The organism is Paenibacillus ottowii, assembly GCF_050516475.1.
Classification (GTDB): domain Bacteria; phylum Bacillota; class Bacilli; order Paenibacillales; family Paenibacillaceae; genus Paenibacillus; species Paenibacillus ottowii.
The window spans coordinates 4,868,701-4,886,770 of record NZ_CP191577.1 but is presented as its reverse complement, the minus strand read 5'-3'; the positions used below and the strand labels follow the sequence as shown (position 1 = coordinate 4,886,770).

Here is an 18,070-nt window from a genome sequence, read left to right as displayed (position 1 = left end):
TGAGAGGAACAAACTGGTATCGGTGTTTCGGACATTCCCTCTTGCCTTATAAACTGCGCTTGTTATTCGTGGAAGTGTTTATATATAGATATTTTGTGGGTCAAGAAATGTGTTAAGAAAAATAGATGGGAAGTGAATTGCACCCATTTGTCAGACACGACTAACAAATGGGTGCAGTTTTTTTGCCTAAATTCAGTTTAGATGAGAAGTTCGAGGTCATTCGTAGGTATCAGCGTTGAAATTATTAACATTATTCTGATTGTGCGTCAGTCGGTGCTGTAGTGTATGTATCTGTAAGCACATCAGTCGGTGCAGCTGCAGGCACATTCTCCGTTGCTGATTCACTGTTCTGGAGTAGTGCTCTCGGATAGGTCCGTGCACGTTCATAGTACCAGTCAAACAAGAAACGGGCCATCGCCTGACGTCGGGTATCCCCATCCCACTTTAACCCAGCCGTTGGGTCTGCAAATGAACTCCTTGCTCCTGCTTCCAGCAGAAATCCATTCATGTGTGCGGTCATGCTGACATTACCAGCTGCTGTAAAAATCGACTTCGTGTTTTTCCCAAATCCATCATTAGAGCCGTTAAACAAGTTCCAATACTCTGAGTCGCCGGGCTGAGTTTTGAACCAGGTAAACTCTGTAATATTTATTGGATAGGCTTGAGCTGCCGCCTTAATGTTGGAATTCCATTGCGATTGTAGCTTGTCCTTGTCATCATGTGCTCCGTAGCCCGGATACCAGTGGACAGCATAGCCGTAGTTGTTCAATGGGTCTATCAGCGGGTGTTTTGCTGCCGGACTGTAAAATTGGTCGTATCCAAGCCCTGCAGCCCATATAACATTATCCGCTCCTTTACTTCTAATCGTGGAAATGATAGAGTTTTGGAATCTTCTCAGATCATTCCAATGGTCAACAAAATCATTTTCTCCGGCATAGCCCCCCCAATGCCCATTCGCATACGACTTAATGGGCTCGTTGATCAGTTCAAACATGACGTTATCCGCGCTCTTAATAGCTGGCTGCGAGGCAAGATACCCCCATATTTGATTGAATTTGTCCAAATTGGATTGTGTGGTAGCCTGGTCGTTAGCCAAAGTAAAATCAAGACCAAGAGTCACATAAATGCCCTTTGTTTTCGCATAATTGATATATGGTATAATCACATTTTGTGTAGCTGCTTGTAAACCTGAAAAGTTGTATGAACCTGCGGCCACATCTCCCATATCCTGGCGATCAATAAACAATCGAACCTGATTCATATACCAGCCGTGGTTGCTTCCATACTTTGGTCTGGTGTCTGTAAAGGTGTCGGTGATATCCTTCAAATAGGCCAAAATTGCTGCATGACGATTGTTACCATTCAAATTGAGATAATAATTACTGTTTTGATAGGTCCAGTATGCGCCAGACGGCTGATGCCAGCCATTCAAAACAATAGGTTTTCCGCTGCTGTTCACCAATTGATTGCCCCTGACATGAAGCTTTCCCATAGGCATACCTGACCATGCATCTACATGTTGGCCAAAGGTCGGTGTTAAAGGCGTTAAGAATACAAGTATCAGAACTATTTTACATACCATGCCTAATTTTTTCAAAGAAAGGCCTCCTCTTTAAAAATTAATTGTCCATTATGCCAAAACAATAAAATGGTATAAACATGTAGCAGCCTGCTTCCTGAAGCTACCCCAATTCAAAATCATCATTCCCCCCTTTAATAGAATATTTTAATTCTAATTTGCATTTCTTGTATCTAATTGTAGTACTTACATTTACAAACCACAACTTGATAAAATTTATTTTTTTTGAAAGTGATTACGTAGTTCGTTAGTTTTCTAAGCTAACGGGACATGATAGTTTAAAAGTAAAAAAGAAGAGATGGCGTAAAAAAAGCCGTCTCTTCTTTTTCATTTCTACATAAAGCGGGTGATGGGAATCAAACCCACGCTACCAGCTTGGAAGGCTAAAGTTTTACCATTGAACTACACCCCGCGAATAATTTATCGGGACAATACGATTTTGCATGTAAAATCAATAGCCTGATTGCCAAGCAAAGCCTCATAAGGGGCTTTGCTTGGCAACGTCCTACTCTCCCAGGACCCTGCGGTCCGAGTACCATCGGCGCTGTAGGGCTTAACGGTCGTGTTCGGGATGGGTACGTGTGGAACCCCTCCGCTATCGCCACCAAACATGAATTTGATTCACAAATACTTTACTCTGGAACAGCATCGCCAAATGCTGTGTGCTCGCTCGTCTCATATAAGCTACTCGAACTTATAGGGTGCAATGCTTACATCCTGAAAACTGGACCCGAAACATCCTTGCGTCTTATCTTTAGGATAAGCCCTCGACCGATCAGTATTGGTCAGCTCCATGCATTACTGCACTTCCACCCCCAGCCTATCTACTTCTTCGTCTTCAAAGGGTCTTACTAATTGGGAAATCTCATCTTGAAGGAGACTTCACGCTTAGATGCTTTTATCGCTTATCCCTTCCGTACATAGCTACCCAGCGGTACGTCCATCCCGGTCCTCTCGTACTAAGAACAGTTCCTCTCAAATTTCCTACGCCCACAACAGATAGGGACCGAACTGTCTCACGACGTTCTGAACCCAGCTCGCGTACCGCTTAATAAGTATTAGACTAGCCCTAAAATGAAACAGCAGCGCACTAAGACTTGAAAAATATAGTCTTAGACTGCCGCTGCTTCTATTGTACTATCGTCTCCTGTTAAAACCAAAACTCTACGTCGATAATTTTGTCTCCGTATTCATTATAGTTCCAACTCCATAAACACATCCGCTCTTACATAGGGCATGGGCCCGATCTGCTCGACAGGAACGTGCTTAAACCCAACCGATTCGTAAAGATGAACAGCGTTCGGTAGCCTGGTGCTGCTACCCAAAAAGAGCGATGTTGCACCAAGCACGCGGGCTCGGTTAATGGCGGCATGAATTATTCTTCGTCCGTATCCGCTCCCCCGCAACTCGGGGATAACGCTCATTTTCGAGAGCTCGAACACGCCAGCCCCAGTCGGCACGAGTGCAACGCATCCGACGATCGTATCACCATCGCGAGCGATGAGTACGTCTCCCCCTTTGTTCACGATGTTCTCCACCGGGTTATCGAGGACAACCCGGTCCGCCTCTTCGATGGTGAAGATGCGGGCGATCCATTCCTCGTTAAGTGTTTTGAAGGCCCAAGCGTCTTTGGGCGTCTGCATCGAAGCGATCGTGAGGACTGATTCAAGCATGCTATGTTTCCTCCTCTTGTAAGGGTTACTTCAACTGTAGAAAAAAAAGAACAATTGATCAATGTCGATTTTTAAATTATTATCATAGATAATATCTATGACTGGACGGTGGCAACCAAATGGAACATCGGTTATTGACGTATTTCTTAATGGTCTGTGAAGAGCTTCATTTTACGCGGGCTGCTGAACGGTTGCTGATCAGCCAGCCGACGCTCAGCCATCAGATCCAGCTGCTAGAGCATCAGTTAGGTATTCCGTTATTTGAACGAATTGGTAAGAAAATATATTTGTCTGAGGCAGGCTACATTTTGCGAAAGCACGCGTTAAATGTCTTTCACGAGTTAGACCAAGCTCGGAGCGCCATAGAAGAGCTTCAAGATATGAAGCGAGGCCACCTGCGGATTGGTTGTGCAGGCAACCATCTGCTTATGCCTGCCCTCGTCGCGTTTCATCGGCAGTATCCGGAGATTGAGTTGTCCGTTCAGGAACTCTCGACCGAGGAAGTAAAGGAGGGACTGCTCACCAATCGGGTCGATCTCGGCATTGTTTATCTACCGCTGGATCACGAGCAGCTAGAGAGCATTGAGTTGTTTGAGGACGAGTTGCAACTTGCCGTCTCGGCAAGACACCCGCTCGCCGTGGCGGATTCTGTCTCCCTCGCAGAGCTTCGAGCGCATCCTCTTGCCATGCTTCAGCCCAAGTTTCTCGTACGCCAGTTCTTTGACAAGTATTGCGAGAATGCAGGGTTCCAATCCAAGCCGTTCCTGGAGCTATCCACTCTAGAATCGCTACTGCAGGTTGCGATGGCAGGCGTTGGCGCAGCCGTACTGCCACGATCTTACCTCCAAACAGTTAACCAGCCTGTTATCAGCAAAATCTGTCTCAAAGATCCTGTTCCCACACGGAAGATTGGTCTGGTTTATCGCAAAACCTCCTATCTCAGTACTGCAATGAATACGTTTATCACCCAAATAATGGTTCGATAATTCTCACGCATACTTAAAAATACACATAATTTTGTTGAACCCTTCCATTTAGCACAATGCGCTATTAGTCTATAACTTTATTTTCACAGTCTAATGTAGTGCTCCCTCTGTAAAGTTATTTGTTTTTCTATGCAAAAAAACCTGTCATTTCGACAGGTTGAATAATCATCAAATGTGCAGCGCCAAAAACATGGAGCGCCTCATTTCTGTTAAAGAAGTCCAGGAGGATGTCCTGCCAGCTCCAAACCTATTCTGGGCGGTTGTTCCCTGAGAGGTCACTGTACAATTATATATACGCCTATTAGGGGCTAATTCCTTCTAAATACCGTATCAGTTATCACCAATACTTTATAGAAGTCTTTCTAAGCTCCACATTAGACTCAGAGGTTAACTGGTACTAATGTACTTTATCATGTTGCTCAAAAGGGGTAAAGCCAATTTATTGAATTAACGTTCTTCGTTAGCATAGAACGTGTGGGTTCTCAACTATGCTCCTCAATCAATGAGATTTTTCTTCCTTAATCTCGAAAACTCCGTCGCATAATACGCCATGGCGATGACCGGTAAGGCGATTCCGATCAGCAGTGCCGCCTCCCAGCCCCCCGTTGCGTAAGCCCATCCCCCTGCCGCTGAGCCGATAGCACCCCCTAAAAAGAAAATGGCCATATACAAACCGTTAAGCCTACTGCGAAATTCCGCTCCTAAAGAAAAAATCACCCGCTGCCCAAGAACCATGTTGGCCGAAACCCCCATATCAAGCAAAATCGCTGCAACTACGAGGATGGGGACTGCGAATGCAGAACTTGATGGAACCAGCAAGGGAAGCATCCCGGAAAAGATGACGATGGCCAATGCCCATCCCGTAGCCGAGCGAACCCATCCACGGTCTGCCATACGGCCCGCCGCTGGCGCCACAATTGCCCCCATTACCCCGACTAATGCGAACAGAGCGACCTCCTTCTGAGTGAAATGGAACGGCGGACTTGTCAACACCAACGGAACTGTAGTCCAAAACAAACTGAACGTTCCGAATACACAAGCATGATAAATTGCCCTCCGGCGTAATGCCGGTGTCGCCTTCAGCAGATGCAGCATGGAGTGCAGCAGGGCCGGGTAAGCTGTAGCGGTCGAAGGCTTCCTTGAGGGTAGTGCCTTAGCCAATACAAGAGCCAGCGCGAAAATCAATGCTGCGGAGATGAAATATATGGCGCGCCAGCCCATATACTCCGCCACCAAGCTTGAAATGGGACGCGCGAGCATAATCCCCAGAAGTAACCCACTCATGACGTTGCCCACATTGCGACCGCGTACGGCTTCAGGCGAAAGATGAGCCGCATACGGCACAAGGATTTGTGCTGCTACGGAACCTACTCCGATCACGAGTGAAGCGGTGAGGAACAGGATGGCGCTTTTGATTACAGCGGCAATTGTCAAAACGGCGGCTGTAAGGAGCAATGATGAAAGGATCAACTTACGATTTTCCAGGATGTCTCCGAGCGGTACGATAAATAACAAGCCGATCCCGTAGCCGACTTGAGTCAACGTAACGATGAGTGCAGCAGCCCAGGAGGAGAGCCCGATGGTCGAACCGATCGAGCCTATCAATGGTTGAGCATAATAAAGATTTGCGGCTATAATACCGCAAGCGGCTGCCAGGATAAAAATCATCGATGGAGAAATTGATTTTTCTGTTGGAGTGGAAGCTGAATGCATAGAAAGTCCCCTTTGTTCACCAGAAATTTTCTGGAACAGTCGTTCCGGAATGTGCAAAAAAAAATGTTTTAATGTTTTATAGAATTTCCATCACCATATCTATCATCTGCTGCATCTTTCTGCGGTCACCCTGCACCTTCGCAACGATATTTATACTATGATTCAGGTTTGAGAGCAGATAAGATAAAGTCTTGATATCTTTCTCAGGCATGATTTCTCCCGTCTCCTGACCTTTGCGCAGCAGCTCGTAGAAGGATTTCTCCAACTCGTCAAACCGCTCCCTGATCAACGTATTCAGTTGCTCATCTGGCGAATCCATGCCGACTGCTGCATTAGTAATGAGACAGCCCTTCGGCGACTCGCCGTCTAAGGCGGAATCAATGTGTATCTCGAAGTACTGCCGGATTCCCGATTTTGCGGATGTCGCATTGACGAGGATGTCCCGTTTGGCTTGTTTCCACTTCTTGTACCAGTTGATCGCCTCGATATAAAGCGTTTGTTTGTCCCCGAACGTTTCGTACAGACTTGATCTGCTAAGATCCATAGCTTCCAGCAAATCGGGAATGCTTGTCGCTTCGTAGCCTTTCTTCCAAAAAACGAGCATCGCTTTATGAAGCACCGCTTCTTTATCAAACTCTTTGTAGCGTCCCATGGTTCTCCCTCCGTTTCCGTAGGTACAGTATATACTTTTCCGGAACGATAAGTCCAGTATTGCAAAGCCTCCTCTCCAGCAGCGTCCCCCACCGCACCCGTTTTGGCAAGATTAGATAAACTGTTACTTTCATTAAAGATATAACAGTCCATTTTATCATATACTCTTTTTACAATGTTATATTTCATTCGTTAAAAAGTTTTTCATTTAAAAAGCTTTCTTTATTATGATAGGGAATACCAAAGCACTCCCTTTCTCTTCTCCCCATGCATCTTGTTTCTTATTGGATATTCAATAACTCTTTAAAAGCTTTTAGATTTGTATCAAAATCAGGCACAGTTTGAGATTCTTCTGCAGATTTGACTTGGGCTACAACTAAATCATTAAATGGTGTTGAAATACCTGTCCCTTCTGCCATTTTGGGAACCACACCATTAATGTAATCAATTTCAGTTTTACGTTTCTTCTCAAGATCCTGAAGCATACTTGCTCTTAGCAGCCTGGACGGTTCCATGACTACCCTAAAGGTTTGGATACGTTCAGGAATATCATTTTCTCTTCTTAATTCCAAAGATTCAATATCAAATCCACCCATTTTAGCAAATTTGACACCATTTGCGTGTCCAATCTTGATCGTTTCATCTGCGATATGAACTGCACAAACAATGCTAATTTCATTGTCAAGAATGTCTCTATATGCTCCGTTTAATGCTGCAGATAAACCACTGAATGCATTATTGATCAGTAATTTCGACCACTTCGTGCCAACTAAGTTATCGGAAATGTGTGTTCCGCCGACAAGGTCTAAAGCCGATTTAATACGTTGTATTCTTTCTGTGACTTCGCCGTTTAATTCTCCAATTTGAAAAGCGTACTTTTTAAATTGCGTATACTCGGTTGTAAGGCTAGATACACCTGGTTCAATAAACGTAGCACCAAATTCAACAGAACCTGCAATTACACGTTCTTCACCAACAATTGAAGCAACGTTCTTTTCGGGTATACCGTTTTGTAGAGAACATACAACACTATCGTCCCTTAGAAAAGGAAGTAACTCTTTAAGAACAGAGTCGTTATATAATTGTTTTGTTAGCAGTAAGACTAAATCATACTTGCCTGACTTGTGTTCAGGGATGATGGCTTTTACCTTTTCTTGAAATTCCGTCGTACCCACTACTTTAGCACCTATTTGATTTAAAGTATCTACATGTGCTTTGTATGCATCAATCAACTCAACATCCATTCCGCCAGCAGCAAGATATGCTCCAACTATGGTTCCTAAAGACCCCGCTCCTAAAACTGCAATTCTCATCTCAAAGTCCTCCTTATTTTTCCTCTAAGTAGTTGTATACAGGTTGTGCAGCATTTAAGGTTAAATCCGTAAGGATATGAGATGCTGAAACGACTTCTAATACAGGCAAATCTGCGAGAGGTGCCAGAGCATGCTCAAATAATTGAAGTCGAGCAGGACCTGTCCAAGCCCCTTTAATCTCTATATTCGTTATTTGTGTTCGTACCAAGTCGCAAATTCTTAAATCTCCATTGTAATCAGTAGCAATCTTAACCATAAAGTTAGGCCGACAAATTTCATTTTTAGCTAGTTCCTTATCCATCTCAAAATGCTTGTACCCCATGGTGGCTGTGGCTACGCGAAGTGTACCGTAATCAAGTGTGCCAACAAGAGTATCTGAATCTACATAAAGCTTGGGAGCACCTAACTTTTTCGGATATGCAGTTAGCTCCCGACCACTTGCAATCGCTGGAAAGTTATCAACGTACATCGAATGCACATAATCTCCGTCCTCACCATTAAATCGGACAGGAATTACTTGTCCAGCCTCAGTATAAGCACCTAGTCCGGAAACATCGGGCATCCACATCACTTCGAATTTAACCAAGGGATCACCGATTTCTAGGGGTTCCGGCACTGCTGCCCGTAAAGCTTTTTCATCCGTTCGGTAAATAATGTTAAGATATTCACGATTAACAAATTTATAGGTTGGCACCGAATATGCCGGTGCTGTTAATGGTGTATTGAAATTTTTAAATGTGTTATTTACATCAATTCTCATAGAAAGTACCTTCCTTTCTTGCTCAAATTTTGTACTTCTCATTATTTGTCGCTTGAGTTTGATCTTGTTCACTTCACTTGATGACATTATCTTATATCTATATTTACATTTAATCTAATACATAATAATGTATGTATATATTTATCATAATAAATAAGGAGCCAAGCTAAATGGAGTTGCTTCAACTCAAATACTTTCAGACAGTTGCTTATACCGAGCACTTTACTAATGCAGCCAGACAATTGAATATTGCTCAGCCCTCTTTAAGCCTGACTATTAAAAGACTTGAAGAAGAATTGGGAACAACACTATTTGAGAGGAAAGGGAGAAATATTCAACTGAGTTCGCCAGGAAAAATTCTTTTGAAACACGTAAACAGGATTTTTACGGAGATTGAAAATGCCCAATTGGAAATTAGATCGGAGGAACAACAATTTGCTAACACCATAAGAATATCAATTTCCAATTCAAGATTCCTTACAGGACTCATCAGTGAATGTGTTACCCGCTTTCCTGAATCAAAAATACTTCAAACCATCGGAGTCAAAAGCGAAATATTGACAAGTTTAAAAAAAGGAGACATGGATTTAGGAATAACAGGTCATCCTATTCAAGATGAAGAGTTAGAGAGTTGTTTACTGGTAAATGAAGATATTGTTCTGGTTTTACCTTCGAACCACAAACTTACGGGTAAAAACGAGATCTCATTAAGTCATGTAGCCAATGAACCATTTATTACTCTTGCTAATAATGTAGAATATAGTGACTTTACAACCATGCTTTGTGAGAAAGCCGGCTTCACCCCAAATATTTCCTTTGAGATCGATTCTTATTTATTGGTTGAAATTATAAAGGTTAATCAGGGAGTGGCTTTACTCCCTATTTCAATTTGTAGAACACTTGGGTTAAATTATATTAAAATTACGGATAAGTCTGCAAAATATCCTGTCAGCTTATCTTGGAAAAAAAATAAATTGTTATCTTCTTCAGTAAGAAATTTTCGTGACATTATTATTTCGTTCTATAAAGATAACCATGTAATTTTCAAGATTTAAAAGATATAGTTACATAATTATCTTAGATTATCCCACATATCTACCGGATTGTTCCCGTTTACCGGAAAGATAGGCCACGAGTGCGTCTCGGCAACTGCTCCGATACTTCCCGACGTCAGTTTTCCCATCATATCACTCGACTTGCAGCAGTGACTATGATTGGGTGAGCCATTCAGCCTCCAACGCATCCCAGTTCGGCGTAGGTACATCCGACCTGACCCTCCACTCGGCAAATGCCTCATTCAACGCTTTGAGCTCCACTGCCGTCCCATCAATCAGCCTGCTAACCGGGAGCGCGAAGAAAAGCTTCAGGGCCCAATAGATTAAGCGTGGATAGCCGGTAATCCAAGACGCTTGCCCCGCAGGGGTCAGCGGATACCCCAATGAATCCAGTACGCGGAAGCCCTCCCCCATCGCCGCCACCAACTGATGCATTCGCTTGTCATCACGAATAACCTGTTTCATCTGGAAGCCATGGAACAGAATCACCATGTTCATAGGCACGACCAACACCATGTGATTTTTCAGCCAGGCATCGATCTGATCATGATCGGTGAGCTTGTACTTGGTTCGCATGAATGCCTGCTCCAGCAGGGATCGGAAGGGAACGGGTCCGTCCAATCCTCCGATGACCATCTGCCCGTGTCCGCCACGGATGCAAATGACTTTTCCGTCGGCACGTGTACCAGCGGTAGTCTGGAATCCAAATGCGACCTGCTTGGGTGACTGCCCAGGCTTGCTCAAATAATCCCGCATGGCATAGGTATCCATATTGTTGCCGACCAGTATGATATGGCGGCTATCATTGTCTGCGAGGATCGGCAGCACAGCCCCGAAGTCCGAATATTTCATCACGACGAAGATCAAGTCATACGCGTCATCCGGCTCCAGTGTACGTATCACACGAACCGGATCGACGGTGGTCTTGCGCTGAAGGTAGTGCCGGATGGTCAGCCCCTCCTTTTCCAGTTCCTCCGCTCGGTTTCCTCTTGCCAACACGGTCACGTCATGACAGCCCCGTACTAGGGTATGCGCCAGATAGCTTCCCTGCACACCTGCGCCGTACACGAGTATGTTCAATCTCATCCCCTCCTCTTATAGTTAACAGTTGTTGAATATCTATCATCTGTGTACTACAATCAAGGTATCATTGGCACTGAGGCAAACGCAATGGCTAATCGCATCCGTTTTTGTTGAGAAATGAACAACGGACACTGGATGTGTTCAAGAAAGAGGGGAAGACCATGGATCGACGCATCGTGCGATCAAGACAAATGATTATGCAAGCGTTCATCGGGCTGTTGGGGGAGCAGGATTTTGAGAGGATCACCATTCAAGGGATTGCGGATCGGGCCAATGTTAACCGTGGAACGGTCTATTTGCATTTTACAGACAAATATGACCTGCTGGAACAGAGCGTGGAAACGTATCTGATGATGCTTGCTGACAGCTGTATGCCGGAGGGAGGGACAGCCACTGAACTGTCCCGGGACCTGGTGATTCGTACGTTCACGTATCTGAAGGAGCATGCAGCTGTTTATAGTGTTTTGATCACAAACAAAGGCATTCCGACTTTCAGACACCGTATGACACAGATGATTGAGGGGAATATGACCGTGATGGTGAACCATATGAAGCTGGAAACCGGTATACACAGGGATGTGCTGGCTCAATTCTTATCCCTCTCCCTTACAGGGTTGATTGAGTGGTGGGTCGTTCAATCCATGCCGTATTCACCAGAAGAAATGGTCGAACAGATGACTAAGATTCTGGAAGCAAGGCTGCGGCTATGGTAAACCCTTATCCTAACTATCGACTATCCATTAAAATTGTTCTTCTCCATCAGAACCGGGTGCTACTCACCAAACGCGCAGACGATGCTACTTTGAGACCGGGTACCTGGCATGTGCCTGCGGTGAACAAGGGATTTACCAAGTCGGCCTTCACTTAATCGGTAATCGGACTATGTTCTTGTCCCACGACATTTAGCGTACCGTTCTTTCTTATGACGTTAGGTAAAGGAGAAGCAATATGAAGCACGTACTCCACTCCTGCCATTGCCTGGTTCCAACCCTCATCCGCTATATAAAAAGACAATGGTGAGGTAACTATCCCAATACCCTGTATCATTTTACGAATCAGCAGCTCCTTCTCCTTACTTCTTACAGTGGTCCGTATTCTATATCCCCGTTTGAGGAGTTCGTAAATGGCCCATCCCGCCACAAAACCAGTACCACCGGTAACTACAACCATACATGTTCTTGTTTTTTCGGCTAACAATATCTGTTCTTGGCTTTTGGTTTGGACAAGAACAGATATTGTTAAAACAAAAAGCCGCTGCAACGCGGCTATTAAGCTTGTATATACTTGTCGTCTTATATGCTTCCACTTTTCGAGATTGTACATCTTTCCGTGAATGTTCACCACATCACCATTCGTGGCTGTTTGGTCAGCATCATAAGGGTCAGACACAGCGGGGAACGCTTTCGACTTTGCTGGCGCCGAAGTCATCTCCCCCGGAGCAGGATCAGTGGAAGAATTGGTCAAATTGTCGCTAGGTCTGTCCGACTTCTCATTACAGCGCGATAGCAAGACCCATGCAGCCGAGTTTGAAGTGACCCCATAAAGTTAGACAAATATTGTTATGCAACCAGTTGGCATGAGCCCAGTATTTCTTGTTTAAAATTGTATGCTTTGCTGCCGATTCTAGATCACTGGGATTATTCATCACTTTCATTGCTATATTAAGTGGTAGGTAGTTGCATTTAATTAAACTTCCTCATTTATCCATTACAGAATTTCGATATACCCTTCTGTACCATGCACGCGAATTCTTTGCCCATCTTTTATCCATTTGGTCGCATTTTCCACTCCCACAACGGCTGGCAAGCCATATTCACGTGCAATAACGGCTCCATGGGTCATTAGTCCGCCCACCTCCGTAACCAAGCCTTTTATGGATAAAAACAATGGAGTCCAGCTCGGGTCAGTAAAAGTGGTGACTAGTATATCGCCATCTTCCAGTTCAGCCCCCTCTATATTCAGGATCACACGAGCCCGCCCCTCTACAACGCCTGAAGAAACAGCAAGGCCTACAATAGCTTCACTGGGAATATTTTCTCGTTTGTACTGACCCGTAATGATTTCGCCGTCAGACGTGATAACACGTGGTGGAGTTAGTTTTTCATATAATCTGTACTCATCTTTTCGTTTGTCGATGATCTGGTAATCCAGTTTATTTGTGCGTATGGTTTCCTGCAATTCTTCAAAAGCAAGATAGTAAATATCTTCTTTTTCATGAAGAACGTTAGCCTGTACGAGTCGTTCCGCTTCCTTTAATAAAGCCTGTTTATAGATGAAGTAGCGACTGACAATGTCGTATTTCGGATATTCACGATAACCGATGAAATTCCGGATCTGGTCGATAATTTGTTTTGTCTCTTTGGCTTTTTGTTCACCATCCGGTAATTGTTTCAATCGAGCTAATAAGTCCTGTTCTTTTTCCAAAGCTTCCTGTCGCCCTTGCTCAAATTTTCGTTTACTGGCGCCAGGCTCAAGGTTTTTGATGTTACTGAGGATCATAGGTATCAGTATACTTGGTTTTTCACTCCAGCGTGTTCTTGTAATATCGATCTCTCCGGCACATCGCATTCCATACTTGTCGAGATAAGCAGCAATAGCATCACGCACCTGCTGCCCACCTTCAAACTGAACCAGTTCATCCAAAAAGTTATCAAGCTTCACCTGTTCTAAATACTCAATTATTTTCGGATAGGGACGAATCACATCTGCAACATCCAGTAGCTCCATACCCATTTCAGAAGTGATGTTGTTAGGTACAGATAGAGAAAGTGTGTCTGCTATGTTTTTTTCACCTAACCATTCACTCATTTTTTCATTGATCCATGCTGAAGCATGGATGGCAGACATAATCACACTCAAATTTTTCAGATCTGACGCACGCTGCCTCCGTTGCTGCATATCTTCCAGAATGCAATCCAATACATCCAATCCTGATTTCGTTTGGATGCTATGTTTTAATGCTGATAACGATGTCTCACTACTCTTAATCAATTCAGCAACAATTGCTGGATCGGTTCCTGCCTCTGCCAGAATATCCGCAGACGACATACCCTTATGGCTTTTAACAGGCCCCTGTTCGCTTTTGTCATATGGGTCCAATTTTATAAAATCTCCCCGCTCTATGATGGTAATAAGCGCGTCTTTTATGAGCGGATCGGAGTGCCCTAAAACATCTAATAAATTTTGCCTCCCATCCGATGAAGCCAGGCCCTTCGTAATATCTACAAACAACCTTCCACCACCAGCTTTAAACATAGGAGCGGAACCTGTTAACCTCCAAACAGATATCCCCAGTGGTTTAATAGGATCCGTCATCATTTGCTGATGTCCAACAGATACATACACGTGGTTCTCCTGGTCAGTTGCTTCAGGAATGGGATATAAAGTGGTGATCGGCCGGCTCTGGACAATATAAAATGTATCTTCAGCCAAACACCATTCGATGTCTTGGGGGCATCCGAAATGTTCTTCAATCTGTCTTCCAATGTGTTCCAGTTGTAAAATTTGTTGATCTGTAAGGGTTTGTGTCTTTTGCTGATCAGGATTGAGCTGCTTGGTCTCTGTTCCGCCTTCTTTTCGTCCATAAATAGCCATTTTCTTAGTTTCGATCCTCTTGCTGACGATTGCCCCATCCTTTACTTGATAACAATCAGCAGATACCAAGCCGGAGACCAGCGCTTCTCCGAGCCCGAAACTAGCATCGATAGAAAGCACCTTTCGGTTGCCATTGATGGGATCAGCGGTAAATAAAATCCCTGAAGCCTGTGGGAACACCATCCTTTGAACGATAACAGATAAATAAACTTGGCTGTGATCAAATCCATTCTGCATTCGGTAAATTACCGCGCGTTCCGTAAATAAAGAAGCCCAACATTTGCGGATATGCTCCAAGACGGATTCTTTGCCGATTATATTTAAATAGGTATCTTGTTGACCAGCAAAAGAAGCATGCGGTAAATCCTCGGCCGTCGCACTAGAACGCACAGCATAAGCATAATCATCGCCAAACTCGGAGAGATAGTGAGCAACTGCTTCTACAACATCGGAAGGAATGGTTACTTCCATAACGGCCTGTCGAATCTTTTGGCTGATTTCATCAATTTGTTTTCGATCTTCTACTTTAAGCGTAGTTAGCCGATCCAACAAAGCATGAACCCTTTCGTTTTGTTCGATGGCTTTTTGATATCCCACTGTTGTAACACAAAACCCTTCTGGCACTTGTATTCCTTCAATTTTTGATAAGCCCCCTAAATTAAGCCCTTTTCCACCAACGAGTAAAAGCTGTGTGTCATCCATTTCTTGAAAATCGAGAACCAATGAATTCATTCAACATCTCTCCTAACCATTAATATAGAGAAAAAAGCGAACAATCATGATCATGCCTAGTCACCGTCGAAGTAAGTCGCCGCATACTTCTTCTTAAAACCGCTTGAGGATGTACGCAGCTTGATCGCACCTTTCACCATCCTTTCTGTTATTTTTTGGGGATAAAAAAGCATTGACAAATCAAACTTCTAGATGTATTATAAGAATAGGGATAATAATATTTTAACATTTATATAATTTGTCAATGGCGCTACCGATTATATCATAGCGTTTATTCGTATTCAATTGTTTTATATAAAAAGATGATCCTTGAATTCACCAAGGTCATCTTTTTTTTGCATTAGCCCTGAAACCTCCGCATTTACTTATCGACATGCGTACCTTTATACAGAACTAGTATTGCCGCTGCTATAAGGATCATCTCCATAAAAGCGGGCGCGGCATGACCGAGGGATACATAGATTTGTCCTCCTAGGATAGGCCCGATTATCCTTGCTAAAGCTTGAATAGATTGGCTGCCTCCTTGAATCCTTCCTTGTTCACTAGAATCGACAGACTTGGAGAGCATCCCATTGAATGAAGGTCCGAAGATCGAATCACCAAAACCAAATATAAACATTCCAGCGATAATAAAAGGATAGAATGAGAACAAAGCAGATAGCGCAATAAAGCCGTAGCCTACAATCTCCGAAATCATTCCAAGAACTGCTATCTGTGCATCACTGAGTTTTTTCAAAAGCTTGGGCATTAAAAAACCTTGTGAGATGATATCTTGGACGCCCAAAATTGAAAACATAAGTCCGATTAGTATAGGTGCCCAATGGAAAGTATCTAGTGTAAATTGTGAAAAAATTGCCTGCAAAGATCCGTTGGGTATCCAAATTAAGAAACCTGAGACAAGTAATCTCATTAAGTTTTTCGTGGAAAGTACGTTTACAAGCTGTGTAAATGGATTAAGTCTTACCAAGGTGATCATTTTTAGTCTATTATTCTTGTCATGACTCTCAGACATAAAAAAGAATCCATAAACAACATTTAATAAAGTTATGATCGCGCCCAAATACATAGGTGCAGAGTAACCAAACTTGGCGATCAACCCTCCTAGAGCAGGACCAACGGCGGAGCCTACACCTGCAACCGCACTTACCCACCCAAAGTATTTGGTGCGATGTTCTTTAGGAGTGATGTCTGCAAAATATGCAAACAGAGTGCTAATGCTCCCCCCTGCTATACCTTCTATTATACGGCCAACAAATAATACCCATAGAGCTCCCCCCATACCAAAAATGAAGTATCCAAGTGCAGAACCCAAAAGGCATACCAAGAGTAATGGACGACGGCCATATCTGTCGCTTAAAGCCCCAAGTCCGGGGGCCGCAAAAAACACACAGACTGCATAAACAGAGGTCAACAGTGTAACAAAAATGGCTTGATCTCCAGGATTACTTAAATAAGGCTGGACTAAGAATGGGACGACAGGTGTTATGATGCTGAAGCCTATTCCACAAAGAAACACAGACATAAGACCGAATATTAAAGCCTTCTTATCTATGGCCTGTTCCCTATTCTGTTCATTGTTTGAATTAAATTTGAACACTTGAGTTCTCTCCTCAAAAGATTTTATTTTGCTTCCTTGGAAACAAAAATATCGTATCATTTTTTTCCTTCCTTGGCAACAAAATAATAGCAATAAAAATGCAGCCCCTACTCATAGAGCCTGGCTGCTGTGGTTTAATTTTCAATATTTAAATTTATTCCGAATTCACATCTACACCCTGTTTCTTTATTTCTGTATCCAAATGTCTACTATACTTCTCTATGAAGCTGAGCATGCTGTCAAATTGCTCCTCGGTTACCTGCTCAAATATGGCTTTATCCCGCTCTTGAAACTCTTTGTGCAGCTCCTCATGGATTTTATAGATTACTTTCCCTTGCTCAGTAAGCCTAAAATAGATTTCTTTCTTGTTTTCTGGCTTCTGGTAGCTTTCGATAAGGCCTTTTTTTATGAGCTTCTTCGTTATTTTGCTGATGGCACCGCTAGTCATATAAAGAGATTCCGCCAGTTTTGTCACGTTTGAATCTATATTTCTTTCAATATATTCGATGCAATGTACTTCAGAGGGCTTATAACCCTTAAGACGGTCTTCCATCTTAAACTTATTGAGCCAAACCATCTTGTTGAATAAGTCTCTGAAACCCATTCTGACCTGTTCTTCTTTATTCATGGACTGTCCTCCTCCACGGATTGTCAGAAAATCTAATGGGTCGAATGACTTTACATGGATTACCTGCAGCAATGAAATTGGGTGGGATATCTTTAGTAACTACACTCCCTGCTCCAATAATACTATTTTTACCGATGGACACTCCTTGTGTAATTTTTACGTCACCACCAAGCCACACATGATCTCCTAGGATTATAGGGGCGGAATAAACCCCTTTTTCTGCACGTTCATAAGGATCTTCAGCATGATTTGCTGCATATAGTCCTGCCCTAGGTCCAATATAGACATCGTTACCAATTTTCACTTCATTACAATCGAGAATAATCATATCATGGTTGATGTATACATTATTCCCGATAGAAATATTAAAACCAAACTCGCACCGGAAGTTGGACTCAATATATACATTCTCTCCCACTTCAGCAAATAAATCTTTTAAGATAGACATATCGTATTCATCGTTCGTATTTACTTTATGATTGTATTTCCGACTCATTGAAATCGCATGTGCTCTAAGTGCTGATATATCTTCAGCTGCATCATCATACATTTCCCCAGAGTTAATAATTTGCTTTATTTTTTCGATATCCATAGGCCCTCCTGGTAATAGATTATTTTTTCAGTTCGTGTTTTTCTATTTTACAAGATAAAATTATATCATCGAAGGATCTAGAAACAATGTACATTATTCTCTATTCATATAACT

Annotated in this window: 16 protein-coding genes, 1 tRNA gene, 1 rRNA gene and 1 other annotated feature; of the genes, 4 read left to right on the top strand and 14 right to left on the bottom strand. The window is 43.1% G+C overall.

Annotation, left to right across the window (positions count from 1 at the left end):
• Positions 1 to 250: 250 nt before the first annotated feature.
• The 4 genes from ACQQ6X_RS22760 to ACQQ6X_RS22745 form a co-directional block, all read right to left on the bottom strand.
• A complete protein-coding gene (locus tag ACQQ6X_RS22760) occupies positions 251 to 1,597 on the bottom strand; it encodes a cellulase family glycosylhydrolase (protein ID WP_305167159.1) in 1,347 nt (448 codons plus the stop codon).
• 323 nt (positions 1,598 to 1,920) lie between these two features.
• A tRNA-Gly gene (locus ACQQ6X_RS22755) sits at positions 1,921 to 1,992 on the bottom strand.
• A 79-nt stretch (positions 1,993 to 2,071) separates the two neighbouring features.
• Positions 2,072 to 2,188, bottom strand: a 5S ribosomal RNA gene (gene rrf, locus ACQQ6X_RS22750).
• A gap of 158 nt (positions 2,189 to 2,346) precedes the next feature.
• Positions 2,347 to 2,568 (bottom strand) — a sequence feature (23S ribosomal RNA rRNA prediction is too short).
• 204 nt (positions 2,569 to 2,772) lie between these two features.
• Positions 2,773 to 3,252 carry a GNAT family N-acetyltransferase gene (locus ACQQ6X_RS22745; RefSeq protein ID WP_305167158.1) on the bottom strand — a complete coding sequence of 160 codons (480 nt, stop codon included), beginning with the start codon at positions 3,250 to 3,252 and terminating at the stop codon, positions 2,773 to 2,775.
• 119 nt (positions 3,253 to 3,371) lie between these two features.
• On the opposite strand from ACQQ6X_RS22745, the gene ACQQ6X_RS22740 reads away from it, so the two are divergent.
• Positions 3,372 to 4,238, top strand: a complete 867-nt coding sequence (locus ACQQ6X_RS22740; protein ID WP_305167157.1) for a LysR family transcriptional regulator — start codon at positions 3,372 to 3,374, stop codon at positions 4,236 to 4,238.
• Between the two features lie 495 nt (positions 4,239 to 4,733).
• Here the strand turns inward: ACQQ6X_RS22740 and ACQQ6X_RS22735 are convergent, their stop codons facing one another.
• The 4 genes from ACQQ6X_RS22735 to ACQQ6X_RS22720 form a co-directional block, all read right to left on the bottom strand.
• Complete coding sequence (locus tag ACQQ6X_RS22735) at positions 4,734 to 5,951, bottom strand: MFS transporter (protein ID WP_305167156.1); 1,218 nt, start codon at positions 5,949 to 5,951, stop codon at positions 4,734 to 4,736.
• A gap of 76 nt (positions 5,952 to 6,027) precedes the next feature.
• Complete coding sequence (locus ACQQ6X_RS22730; RefSeq protein WP_305167155.1) at positions 6,028 to 6,603, bottom strand: TetR/AcrR family transcriptional regulator; 576 nt, start codon at positions 6,601 to 6,603, stop codon at positions 6,028 to 6,030.
• Between the two features lie 280 nt (positions 6,604 to 6,883).
• The gene (locus tag ACQQ6X_RS22725; RefSeq protein ID WP_305167154.1) at positions 6,884 to 7,915 is read right to left on the bottom strand and encodes a ketopantoate reductase family protein; all 1,032 of its coding nucleotides are present in this window, start codon (positions 7,913 to 7,915) and stop codon (positions 6,884 to 6,886) included.
• 13 nt (positions 7,916 to 7,928) lie between these two features.
• On the bottom strand, positions 7,929 to 8,675 hold the full coding sequence (locus ACQQ6X_RS22720; RefSeq protein WP_305167153.1) for an acetoacetate decarboxylase: 747 nt from the start codon (positions 8,673 to 8,675) through the stop codon (positions 7,929 to 7,931).
• Positions 8,676 to 8,845: 170 nt separating this feature from the next.
• Between ACQQ6X_RS22720 and ACQQ6X_RS22715 the strand changes: the two genes are divergently transcribed.
• A complete protein-coding gene (locus ACQQ6X_RS22715; RefSeq protein ID WP_305167152.1) occupies positions 8,846 to 9,730 on the top strand; it encodes a LysR family transcriptional regulator in 885 nt (294 codons plus the stop codon).
• 153 nt (positions 9,731 to 9,883) lie between these two features.
• Here ACQQ6X_RS22715 and ACQQ6X_RS22710 read toward each other — a convergent pair whose 3' ends face one another.
• Positions 9,884 to 10,810, bottom strand: a complete 927-nt coding sequence (locus ACQQ6X_RS22710; RefSeq protein WP_305167151.1) for a ketopantoate reductase family protein — start codon at positions 10,808 to 10,810, stop codon at positions 9,884 to 9,886.
• Positions 10,811 to 10,974: 164 nt separating this feature from the next.
• Here ACQQ6X_RS22710 and ACQQ6X_RS22705 point away from each other — a divergent pair, with 164 nt between their 5' ends.
• Together ACQQ6X_RS22705 and ACQQ6X_RS22700 are read left to right on the top strand one after the other, a co-directional pair.
• Entirely contained in the window at positions 10,975 to 11,526 is a 552-nt protein-coding gene (locus ACQQ6X_RS22705) for a TetR/AcrR family transcriptional regulator (protein ID WP_305167150.1), read from the top strand.
• Positions 11,520 to 11,681, top strand: coding sequence for a hypothetical protein (locus tag ACQQ6X_RS22700; RefSeq protein WP_305167149.1), 162 nt, complete (start codon positions 11,520 to 11,522; stop codon positions 11,679 to 11,681). Before ACQQ6X_RS22705 ends, ACQQ6X_RS22700 begins: the two co-directional genes overlap by 7 nt.
• Here the strand turns inward: ACQQ6X_RS22700 and ACQQ6X_RS22695 are convergent.
• The 5 genes from ACQQ6X_RS22695 to ACQQ6X_RS22675 all read right to left on the bottom strand — a co-directional run bounded on the left by ACQQ6X_RS22695 (position 11,678) and on the right by ACQQ6X_RS22675 (position 17,956).
• A complete protein-coding gene (locus tag ACQQ6X_RS22695) occupies positions 11,678 to 12,277 on the bottom strand; it encodes a hypothetical protein (RefSeq protein WP_430493497.1) in 600 nt (199 codons plus the stop codon). The two genes, ACQQ6X_RS22700 and ACQQ6X_RS22695, sit on opposite strands and share 4 nt — an antisense overlap.
• Before the next feature lie 243 nt (positions 12,278 to 12,520).
• On the bottom strand, positions 12,521 to 15,139 hold the full coding sequence (gene ppsA / locus ACQQ6X_RS22690) for a phosphoenolpyruvate synthase (RefSeq protein ID WP_305167147.1): 2,619 nt from the start codon (positions 15,137 to 15,139) through the stop codon (positions 12,521 to 12,523).
• A 361-nt stretch (positions 15,140 to 15,500) separates the two neighbouring features.
• The gene (locus ACQQ6X_RS22685; protein ID WP_305167145.1) at positions 15,501 to 16,736 is read right to left on the bottom strand and encodes an MFS transporter; all 1,236 of its coding nucleotides are present in this window, start codon (positions 16,734 to 16,736) and stop codon (positions 15,501 to 15,503) included.
• A gap of 154 nt (positions 16,737 to 16,890) precedes the next feature.
• Entirely contained in the window at positions 16,891 to 17,364 is a 474-nt protein-coding gene (locus tag ACQQ6X_RS22680; RefSeq protein WP_305167144.1) for a MarR family transcriptional regulator, read from the bottom strand.
• A complete protein-coding gene (locus ACQQ6X_RS22675) occupies positions 17,357 to 17,956 on the bottom strand; it encodes a sugar O-acetyltransferase (protein ID WP_305167143.1) in 600 nt (199 codons plus the stop codon). The genes ACQQ6X_RS22680 and ACQQ6X_RS22675 overlap by 8 nt, the downstream gene beginning before the upstream one ends.
• Positions 17,957 to 18,070 lie beyond the last annotated feature (114 nt).

What these genes read in the sequence shown, in the direction of transcription:
- ACQQ6X_RS22745 (WP_305167158.1), bottom strand. Translation starts at nt 3,252, where the DNA reads ATGCTTGAATCAGTCCTCACGATCGCTTCGATGCAGACGCCCAAAGAC.
- ACQQ6X_RS22740 (WP_305167157.1), top strand. Translation starts at nt 3,372, where the DNA reads ATGGAACATCGGTTATTGACGTATTTCTTAATGGTCTGTGAAGAGCTT.
- ACQQ6X_RS22735 (WP_305167156.1), bottom strand. Translation starts at nt 5,951, where the DNA reads ATGCATTCAGCTTCCACTCCAACAGAAAAATCAATTTCTCCATCGATG.
- ACQQ6X_RS22730 (WP_305167155.1), bottom strand. Translation starts at nt 6,603, where the DNA reads ATGGGACGCTACAAAGAGTTTGATAAAGAAGCGGTGCTTCATAAAGCG.
- ACQQ6X_RS22725 (WP_305167154.1), bottom strand. Translation starts at nt 7,915, where the DNA reads ATGAGAATTGCAGTTTTAGGAGCGGGGTCTTTAGGAACCATAGTTGGA.
- ACQQ6X_RS22720 (WP_305167153.1), bottom strand. Translation starts at nt 8,675, where the DNA reads ATGAGAATTGATGTAAATAACACATTTAAAAATTTCAATACACCATTA.
- ACQQ6X_RS22715 (WP_305167152.1), top strand. Translation starts at nt 8,846, where the DNA reads ATGGAGTTGCTTCAACTCAAATACTTTCAGACAGTTGCTTATACCGAG.
- ACQQ6X_RS22705 (WP_305167150.1), top strand. Translation starts at nt 10,975, where the DNA reads ATGGATCGACGCATCGTGCGATCAAGACAAATGATTATGCAAGCGTTC.
- ACQQ6X_RS22700 (WP_305167149.1), top strand. Translation starts at nt 11,520, where the DNA reads ATGGTAAACCCTTATCCTAACTATCGACTATCCATTAAAATTGTTCTT.
- ppsA (WP_305167147.1), bottom strand. Translation starts at nt 15,139, where the DNA reads ATGAATTCATTGGTTCTCGATTTTCAAGAAATGGATGACACACAGCTT.
- ACQQ6X_RS22680 (WP_305167144.1), bottom strand. Translation starts at nt 17,364, where the DNA reads ATGAATAAAGAAGAACAGGTCAGAATGGGTTTCAGAGACTTATTCAAC.
- ACQQ6X_RS22675 (WP_305167143.1), bottom strand. Translation starts at nt 17,956, where the DNA reads ATGGATATCGAAAAAATAAAGCAAATTATTAACTCTGGGGAAATGTAT.